Origin of the sequence: Pseudomonas morbosilactucae (assembly GCF_023241715.1) — a bacterium.
In the GTDB taxonomy this organism is placed as follows: domain Bacteria; phylum Pseudomonadota; class Gammaproteobacteria; order Pseudomonadales; family Pseudomonadaceae; genus Aquipseudomonas; species Aquipseudomonas morbosilactucae.
The window spans coordinates 41533-48864 of the sequence record NZ_JALQCW010000017.1; the positions used below are offsets into that span (position 1 = coordinate 41533).

10 protein-coding genes and 1 tRNA gene are annotated in these 7332 nt (G+C 61.9%); 7 read left to right on the plus strand and 4 right to left on the minus strand.

Going from position 1 to position 7332, the window contains the following annotated elements; genetic code table 11:
* Positions 1-247 precede the first annotated feature (247 nt).
* From M1B34_RS09095 to yacG, 4 genes are read left to right on the plus strand one after another with little or no spacing between them, the layout of a single operon-like run.
* Positions 248-1465: a type II secretion system F family protein gene (locus M1B34_RS09095; protein ID WP_123334933.1), complete on the plus strand. Its 1218-nt coding sequence runs from the start codon at positions 248-250 to the stop codon at positions 1463-1465.
* Between the two features lie 2 nt (positions 1466-1467).
* Complete coding sequence (locus M1B34_RS09100) at positions 1468-2340, plus strand: prepilin peptidase (protein ID WP_268264904.1); 873 nt, start codon at positions 1468-1470, stop codon at positions 2338-2340.
* A complete protein-coding gene (gene coaE, locus M1B34_RS09105; protein WP_268262788.1) occupies positions 2337-2960 on the plus strand; it encodes a dephospho-CoA kinase in 624 nt (207 codons plus the stop codon). Before M1B34_RS09100 ends, coaE begins: the two co-directional genes overlap by 4 nt.
* Positions 2957-3160 carry a DNA gyrase inhibitor YacG gene (gene yacG / locus M1B34_RS09110; protein WP_123334927.1) on the plus strand — a complete coding sequence of 68 codons (204 nt, stop codon included), beginning with the start codon at positions 2957-2959 and terminating at the stop codon, positions 3158-3160. The genes coaE and yacG overlap by 4 nt, the downstream gene beginning before the upstream one ends.
* Positions 3161-3163: 3 nt before the next feature.
* Here yacG and M1B34_RS09115 read toward each other — a convergent pair whose 3' ends face one another.
* From M1B34_RS09115 to M1B34_RS09125, 3 genes are all read right to left on the minus strand, one after another.
* Positions 3164-3379 carry a hypothetical protein gene (locus M1B34_RS09115; protein ID WP_268264905.1) on the minus strand — a complete coding sequence of 72 codons (216 nt, stop codon included), beginning with the start codon at positions 3377-3379 and terminating at the stop codon, positions 3164-3166.
* Between the two features lie 63 nt (positions 3380-3442).
* A complete protein-coding gene (locus tag M1B34_RS09120; protein ID WP_268264906.1) occupies positions 3443-4132 on the minus strand; it encodes an energy-coupling factor ABC transporter permease in 690 nt (229 codons plus the stop codon).
* On the minus strand, positions 4129-4599 hold the full coding sequence (locus M1B34_RS09125; protein ID WP_425273503.1) for an FAD/FMN-containing dehydrogenase: 471 nt from the start codon (positions 4597-4599) through the stop codon (positions 4129-4131). Before M1B34_RS09125 ends, M1B34_RS09120 begins: the two co-directional genes overlap by 4 nt.
* 107 nt (positions 4600-4706) lie before the next feature.
* On the opposite strand from M1B34_RS09125, the gene M1B34_RS09130 reads away from it, so the two are divergent.
* The 3 genes from M1B34_RS09130 to M1B34_RS09140 all read left to right on the plus strand — a co-directional run bounded on the left by M1B34_RS09130 (position 4707) and on the right by M1B34_RS09140 (position 7094).
* Entirely contained in the window at positions 4707-5336 is a 630-nt protein-coding gene (locus M1B34_RS09130; protein WP_123334921.1) for a DUF1780 domain-containing protein, read from the plus strand.
* A gap of 225 nt (positions 5337-5561) precedes the next feature.
* Positions 5562-5735, plus strand: coding sequence for a DUF3094 family protein (locus tag M1B34_RS09135; RefSeq protein ID WP_123334919.1), 174 nt, complete (start codon positions 5562-5564; stop codon positions 5733-5735).
* A 60-nt stretch (positions 5736-5795) separates the two neighbouring features.
* On the plus strand, positions 5796-7094 hold the full coding sequence (locus tag M1B34_RS09140; protein ID WP_123334917.1) for an NAD(P)/FAD-dependent oxidoreductase: 1299 nt from the start codon (positions 5796-5798) through the stop codon (positions 7092-7094).
* 151 nt (positions 7095-7245) lie between these two features.
* Here the strand turns inward: M1B34_RS09140 and M1B34_RS09145 are convergent.
* Positions 7246-7322, minus strand: a tRNA-Pro gene (locus M1B34_RS09145).
* Between the last annotated feature and the right edge of the window lie 10 nt (positions 7323-7332).

Sequence of the window (7332 nt, forward strand, 5' to 3'; positions counted from 1 at the left end):
TATGAGTTGCATGGGGGCCAAAGCACGGCCTGTGCCAGCCATGAAAGCCACGTAAAACAAGGCTTTCACGGTTTTCTAAGGACGCCGTGTCACGCAAGGATTCGCACAAACTGACAATTTCCGTCACCCCGCTGCGCCGTTCCGGGGGCGCCTGCAACTACGCTTTAAAGCAATCGCCGGGCGGTCTGCCAAACACGCTCGCCACCCCGCGCTCACGGACGAGCACGGCTTTACACAGGACCGAACCATGACGCCAAGAACGGCAAGAATCAGTGTGTACACCTGGCAAGGCAGCGACCGCAGCGGTAGCCCCCTCGCCGGCGAGTTGAGTGCCCAGACTCCAGCCCTGGTCAGGGCCAAGCTGCGCCAACAGGGCATCACCCCCCACCGGGTCCGGCGCAAATCCGCACCGCTGCTGCGTCCATCGCACAGGATCAAGGCCCGGGACATAGCGCTGTTCACCCGCCAACTGGCCAGCATGATGAAAGCCGGGGTGCCGCTGCTGCAGGCCTTCGACATCATCGCTGAAGGCCTGGACACGCCGGGCATGCGCCCTCTAGTGCTGGCCCTCAAGCGAGACATCGAAGCCGGCAACAGCCTGGCCGCGGCATTGCGCAAACACCCACGCTGCTTCGACGAGTTGTACTGCAACCTGGTGGAGGCCGGTGAGCAGGCCGGCGCCCTGGATACCCTGCTGGAGCGCGTGGCCACCTATAAGGAGAAGAGCGAGAACCTCAAGGCCAGGGTCAAGAAAAGTCTGATCTACCCATTGGCGGTAGTCGCCGTGGCGGCGGTCGTCAGCGCCATTCTGCTGGTCAAGGTTGTACCGCAATTCCAGAGCCTGTTCGCGGGCATCAACGCCCCGCTGCCGGCCTTTACTCAATGGGTCATCGCACTCTCGCAGCTCATGCAGCACGGCTGGTGGATGCTGGCTCTCGGCGGCCTGGGTACCCTGCTGGGCCTGCGCCATGCCCACAGACGCTCAAAACGCCTGCGTGATGCCCTGGACAGCGGCCTGCTTAAATTGCCTCTGCTGGGCACCTTGCTGTACAAGTCTGCGGTGGCCCGTTATGCGCGTACCCTGGCCACCACCTTTGCCGCCGGCGTGCCCTTGCTGCAGGCCTTGAGCGCGGTGGCCCAAGCCAGCGGCAACCACGTGTTCCAGCAGGCCATCGAACGCATCGGGCAGAACGTCGCCAACGGCATGCAGTTGAACTTCGCCATGCGCAGCAGCGGTGTATTTCCCGGCATGGCCATCCAGATGACGGCCATCGGCGAAGAATCCGGAACCCTGGAGCAGATGCTGGAAAAGGTCGCGCAACACTATGAAACCGAAGTGGATAACCTGGCTGACAGCCTGGCCAGCCTGCTGGAGCCCTTTATCATGATCATTCTGGGCACTCTCGTCGGCGGCCTAGTCGTCGCCATGTATCTGCCCATCTTTCAACTCGGTACAGCGATCTGAACATGCCTTTGAGTGAAGTCCTGGCCAACGCTCCGTTGGCCTTTGTGTTGTTCGCCCTGGTCCTGGGGCTGATCGTGGGCAGTTTTCTCAACGTCCTGGTCTGGCGCCTGCCCAAGATGCTCGAGCGCGATTGGCGCGGCCAGGCCCACGAAATCCTCGGTTTGCCACCCGAACCACAGGCTCCCACCTATAACCTGCTGCTGCCACACTCCCACTGCCCGCATTGCGCGCAGCCCATCCGTGCCTGGGAAAACATTCCGCTGCTCAGCTACCTGCTGCTGCGGGGACGCTGCGCCCACTGCCGAGGCGCCATCAGCCCGCGCTACCCCCTCACGGAACTGGCCTGCGGCCTGCTCTCGGCCTTTGTCGCCTGGCATTTCGGTTTTGGCTGGCAGGCCGGGCTGTTGTTGCTGCTCAGTTGGGGGCTGATCGCCATGAGCCTGATCGACGCCGAGCACCAACTGCTGCCGGATGCGCTGGTCTTGCCGCTCTTGTGGCTGGGGCTGATCGCCAACAGTTTCGAGCTGTTCGTCAGCCTGCATGACGCGCTGTGGGGGGCCGTTTGCGGCTACCTCTGTCTGTGGTCGGTGTATTGGCTGTTCAAGCTGATCACCGGCAAGGACGGCATCGGCCACGGTGACTTCAAACTGTTGGCCATGCTCGGCGCCTGGGGCGGCTGGCAAATCCTGCCGCTGACCATTCTGCTGTCATCCCTGGTGGGCGCTCTGTTGGGGGCCGTCATGCTGCGCTTGCGCAATGCACAAGGCTCGACGCCCATTCCCTTTGGCCCCTTTCTGGCCATTGCCGGCTGGATTGCCTTGCTCTGGGGTGGTCAAATGACCGACTTCTATTGGCAGTTTGTCGGTTTCAAATGACTAACCCTGTACGCAAACCCTGGATCCTGGGGCTCACCGGTGGCATCGGCAGCGGTAAAAGCGCTGCGGCCCAGCACTTTATCGACCTGGGTATCCATGTCATCGACGCCGACCACGCGGCGCGCTGGGTGGTCGAGCCCGGGCGCCCGGCCCTGGCGCGGATTGCCGAGCACTTTGGCCCCGGCGTGCTGCAAGCCGACGGCCAGTTGGACCGCGCGGCCCTGCGCCAGCTGATTTTCGAAGTACCGGAACAACGACGCTGGCTGGAAGCCTTGCTGCACCCTTTGATTGCCGAGGAAATCGTCGCCCACCTGGCCCGTGCCCAATCGCCTTACGCGATTCTGGTGTCACCGCTGCTGATCGAGTCCGGACAGCATGCGATGACCCAGCGGGTGCTGGTGATCGATGTGCCCCAGCCGTTGCAAATCGCCCGTACCTTGCAGCGCGACGGCATCAGCGAGCAGCAGGTCCAGGCGATTCTCAAGGCCCAGGCCAGCCGCGAGGAACGCCTGCGCCACGCCGACGATGTGCTGGTCAACGACCGCGACCTTGCCTGGTTACACAGCGAGGTCGAACGCCTGCATCACTTTTACCTGACTTTGCCTGGAGGCCAATCATGAGCCAACCCTTGACCGTAGAATGCCCAACCTGTGGCGCCCCCGTGGAATGGAAGGCCGACAACGTCAACCGGCCGTTCTGCTCGGACCGCTGCAAACTGATCGACCTGGGCGCCTGGGCGGCGGAAGAACACAAGATTCCGGTGAGCCCGGATGCCGAAGACGAGCTGTTTTCCGAAGAACTGCCACCCCGCGCCCATTGATCCTCAAGGCCGCATAAAGCCGTAATCCTGATCGTCGTCGAGGTTCTCCGCGAGAAATTGCAACTCGTCGGCCAGGTCCTCGACACTGCGCACGCTCTTGCTCTGCTGCACCACGGCGCTGAGCAGGGCGCGCAGGCTCAGCCCCGGGTCAAACCCTTCCTGCTGGGCCTTGTCCAGGCTGCTGCACACTTCCTGCCTTGCCCACTGGTAGACACCCATGACCGACCTCCGGAAAATTTTCCAGAGCATGGGACCGTACACAGGGCGGGTATTTGATATGGATCAAGGACGAGGATCGTCATCCTTCCAGGGCGCAGAGAGGTAGCGGGTGCGGTTGAAGGTTTCCAGCCACTCAGGGCAGAACACCACCAGGGCGCTGACCAACATGCCGTTGATAAAGGCCTCGGGAAAGATCATCAACCACAGGTAGCCGACAAAATCTTCCAGCCATTCCGGCAAGGCGAAACGCTCGTCAAACCACAGCAACGCCAGCCCCATTAGCAGGCACAACAGGGCCGACAAGGCCGCAGCAAAGAAGCCGGAACAGAAGATATAGACGAAGGGGTTGCGCGGTTGCGCCCGCTCCACCAGCAGCGCGCAGCATTCGGTGACCAGCACCGGCAACAGGATCAATAACGCGCCATTGACGCCCATCGCCGCCAGGTCCTGGCGCCCCAGGGCCACCAGGCCCAACTGGGCGAGCAGACCACCGACGATCGCCAACGGCCAGTCCAGCAGCAGGGTAACGGCAGTCATGCCAATGAAGTGGTAAGACACCCCAGTATCAAAATCCCGACGCACCAGCCATAACATGAACAACGCAAACACGGTGCCGAACAGCAAATGCTGACGCCGGCTGTCGGTAAACAACTCAACCCAACGCCCCCGCAGCACTGCCCAGGCCAATACCGGCACATACAGCAGCCAGCCGGCCCCCAGGGTGAGCGGCGACAGCAGCGCCGCGCTGATCATGGCTGGAGCTGATCCAGGGCTGCCCGCAGATCGGCCGCTGTCGCGTACTCATGCTGCGCTTGCAGGTGGCCATTGTTCAGTTGCAGCCACAGCACCTTGTCTGCCGCCCCCGGGTAACGCGGCGCCACACGTCCGTCACGGTCGAGTAACACGCGGTAGGCATAGTCACGCATGGCGGGCACCGCGAACATCTTGGCGATCAGTGCCGGCATGCGCTGGATATCCGCGACGAACACTGCGTGGCGTGCCTCCAGATACCCCTTCGGACGATCCGCCAGTGCTGCGTTCACCAGCTTGGCGCCATCCATGCTGCGGGCCACCAAGAGGATTTGCGTCTGGTTATCGAGGCTGTAGGCCTGGTCGAACTGATCGAGTAAGGTCCACGGCGCCAGCCGCTCACCGACTTCAAGGGCCTGGGCCCACAGGGGCAGCAGACTCAACCATAGGATTGCGAAAAATCTCACCATCAACTCCTCATCGCTCATGGGTACCGGCCAGCAGTCTACACCGCCGCTGTGTGACCGACTGCGTGCGGTTCTTTCAGCAATCGGCATTTGGGCGCTAAGCTTGCCTCATGGATGAATCAGATTATTTGCGCCTGCTCACCATTCAGGCCGAACAAGCCAACGCGTTCCTGTCCAATGCCCGCAAATGGGAGCGTGAGCGTTGGGTCTGCCAGCGCCTGTTGCAAGGCCTGAACATTCCCTACCGCAATGACGAGTTCACCCCGGCCGGCCAGGAGCCGCCCGACGTGCTGTTTCGCGATGCCAGCTTCGAAGTCTTTTTCGTCCTCGATGAAGGGCGACGCCTGAACGACGAGTGGCGCGACGAGCTGCAACGCCGACGCAGTGCCTTTTCCCTCAGCCAACTGGTACGTCGCGAAGTCAAACCCAAGCGCATTCCCGCCAACGAGTTGCTGTTACGCCTGGCCCCGACCCTGCGCAAGAAAGCCCACAACTACAAAGAACGCGGCATGGACCTGGGCGAGTTGGACATCATTGCCTTCGCCAGCCTGAAGCGTGAAGCCCTGGACCTCAACAGCCACTTCCCGCCGCCCACCGAATACCTGCGCCAGGGCTGGCGTTCGCTGTCCTTGGTGGGGCCAACCTTCGCCCGGGTGTTATTCGCCCATCCCGATGCCCCGGACTTCCTGCGCAGCAACCTGGGACGCAGCATCCTGTTCGACGTCGGCATCAGCCTCTGACGCCCTGCCCTCCTTTCTCCTGAAGCTGCGGTCAAAAACCGCAAAAAAGGGAGCTCACAGGCATGGCGCAGGCGCTGCACCAATGATACAAAGCGCAATCATTCCCCTGATTCCCCGGTCAGGCGAGCAGCCCCTTCCGGCCAGCGTCTATGCTGCGTTCAATGACGGTTCGATCCGCACTGTAACGTCCCCACATGTCGCAACGTCTACCTGACGAGGCTTTATATGAGCAGCCGCCTGAACCCCGACGACCAACGCCATGTCGAAGAGTACCTGCAACTGTCCCAGCACCAAGTCGAGCGCCGGCCTTTCAGGCCCTGGCTGCTCCTGGTAGTGGTCGTGACGGTCACTGTCGCACTGGGCCTGTTGAGCCGCTTTATCAGTTACCTGACGCTATGAGCTGCCTCGCGCTCGCTCGGGTAACTGCCCCGATTTCTTTTAGCCTTGCGAGATATCCCTATGACTCATCGTATTGTCATCGTCGGCGGCGGCGCCGGCGGCCTGGAGTTGGCGACCCGCCTGGGCAAGACCCTGGGCAAGCGCGGTAAAGCCAGCGTGCTGTTGGTCGATGCCAACCTGACGCACATCTGGAAACCGCTGCTGCATGAAGTGGCCGCCGGCTCCCTGAACTCCTCCGAAGACGAACTCAACTACGTCGCCCAAGCCAAATGGAACCACTTCGAGTTTCAGCTGGGCCGTATGAGCGGGCTCGACCGGGAGCAGAAGAAGATCCAGCTGGCCGCCACCTACGACGAAAACGGCGTAGAGCTGCTGCCCGCCCGGGAACTGGGCTACGACAGCCTGGTGATCGCCGTCGGCAGCACCACCAATGACTTCGGCACCCAGGGCGCGGCCCAGCACTGCCTGTTCCTCGACACCCGCAAGCAGGCCGAACGCTTTCACCAGAAGCTGCTCAACCATTACCTGCGTGCCCATGCAGGCCAGACCGATCAACTGGAGCAGATCAGCGTCGCCATCGTCGGCGCGGGTGCCACCGGCGTCGAATTGGCCGCCGAACTGCACAACGCGGCCCATGAACTGGCGGCGTACGGCCTGGACAAGATCAAGCCGGAAAACATGCACATCACCCTGATCGAAGCCGGCCCACGCGTACTCCCGGCCCTGCCGGAACGTATTGGCGGCCCGGTGCATAAAACCCTGGAGAAACTCGGGGTCACCGTACTGACCAACGCCTCTGTCAGCGAAGTGACCGCCGACAGCCTGATCACCGCCGATGGCCAGGTCATTCCTGCCAGCCTGAAGGTTTGGGCAGCCGGCATCCGCGCGCCGGGCTTCCTCAAGGACATCGACGGCCTGGAAACCAACCGCATCAACCAACTGCAGGTGCTACCGACCCTGCAAACCACCCGCGACGAGAACATCTTCGCCTTTGGCGATTGCGCCGCTTGCCCGCAACCCGGTACAGACCGCAACGTACCGCCACGGGCCCAGGCCGCGCATCAACAGGCATCGCTGCTGGCCAAATCGCTGAAGCTGCGGCTCGAAGGCCAGAAACTGCCGGAGTACCGCTACACCGATTACGGCTCGCTGATTTCGTTGTCGCGGTTTTCCGCGGTGGGCAACTTGATGGGTAACCTGACTGGCAGCGTGATGCTCGAAGGCTGGCTGGCGCGGATGTTCTACGTGTCGCTGTATCGCATGCACCAGATGGCCCTGTATGGCGCCTTCCGCACGGCCATGCTGATGTTGGGCAGCCGCATTGGCCGAGGCACCGACCCGCGCCTGAAGCTGCATTGATGGCGTAGGCAGGACGGGCCAGTCCACTCCGGCAGACCTTGCTGGAGCGGGCTGGCCCGCAACCCACATCAATTGATGTGTCGTGACCTGAAACCAGGAAACTTGAGGCAAAAAAAAATCCCCGTATCTTTCGATACGAGGATTTTTAATATGGTCGGGGTAAGGGGATTCGAACTCCTGACATCCTGCTCCCAAAGCAGGCGCGCTACCGGACTGCGCTATACCCCGGTAAAAAAAA

Bases quoted from the DNA above. Each gene is read 5' to 3' on its own strand.
- M1B34_RS09095 (WP_123334933.1), top strand. From the start codon at position 248: ATGACGCCAAGAACGGCAAGAATCAGTGTGTACACCTGGCAAGGCAGC.
- M1B34_RS09100 (WP_268264904.1), top strand. From the start codon at position 1,468: ATGCCTTTGAGTGAAGTCCTGGCCAACGCTCCGTTGGCCTTTGTGTTG.
- coaE (WP_268262788.1), top strand. From the start codon at position 2,337: ATGACTAACCCTGTACGCAAACCCTGGATCCTGGGGCTCACCGGTGGC.
- yacG (WP_123334927.1), top strand. From the start codon at position 2,957: ATGAGCCAACCCTTGACCGTAGAATGCCCAACCTGTGGCGCCCCCGTG.
- M1B34_RS09115 (WP_268264905.1), bottom strand. From the start codon at position 3,379: ATGGGTGTCTACCAGTGGGCAAGGCAGGAAGTGTGCAGCAGCCTGGAC.
- M1B34_RS09120 (WP_268264906.1), bottom strand. From the start codon at position 4,132: ATGATCAGCGCGGCGCTGCTGTCGCCGCTCACCCTGGGGGCCGGCTGG.
- M1B34_RS09125 (WP_425273503.1), bottom strand. From the start codon at position 4,599: ATGGTGAGATTTTTCGCAATCCTATGGTTGAGTCTGCTGCCCCTGTGG.
- M1B34_RS09130 (WP_123334921.1), top strand. From the start codon at position 4,707: ATGGATGAATCAGATTATTTGCGCCTGCTCACCATTCAGGCCGAACAA.
- M1B34_RS09135 (WP_123334919.1), top strand. From the start codon at position 5,562: ATGAGCAGCCGCCTGAACCCCGACGACCAACGCCATGTCGAAGAGTAC.
- M1B34_RS09140 (WP_123334917.1), top strand. From the start codon at position 5,796: ATGACTCATCGTATTGTCATCGTCGGCGGCGGCGCCGGCGGCCTGGAG.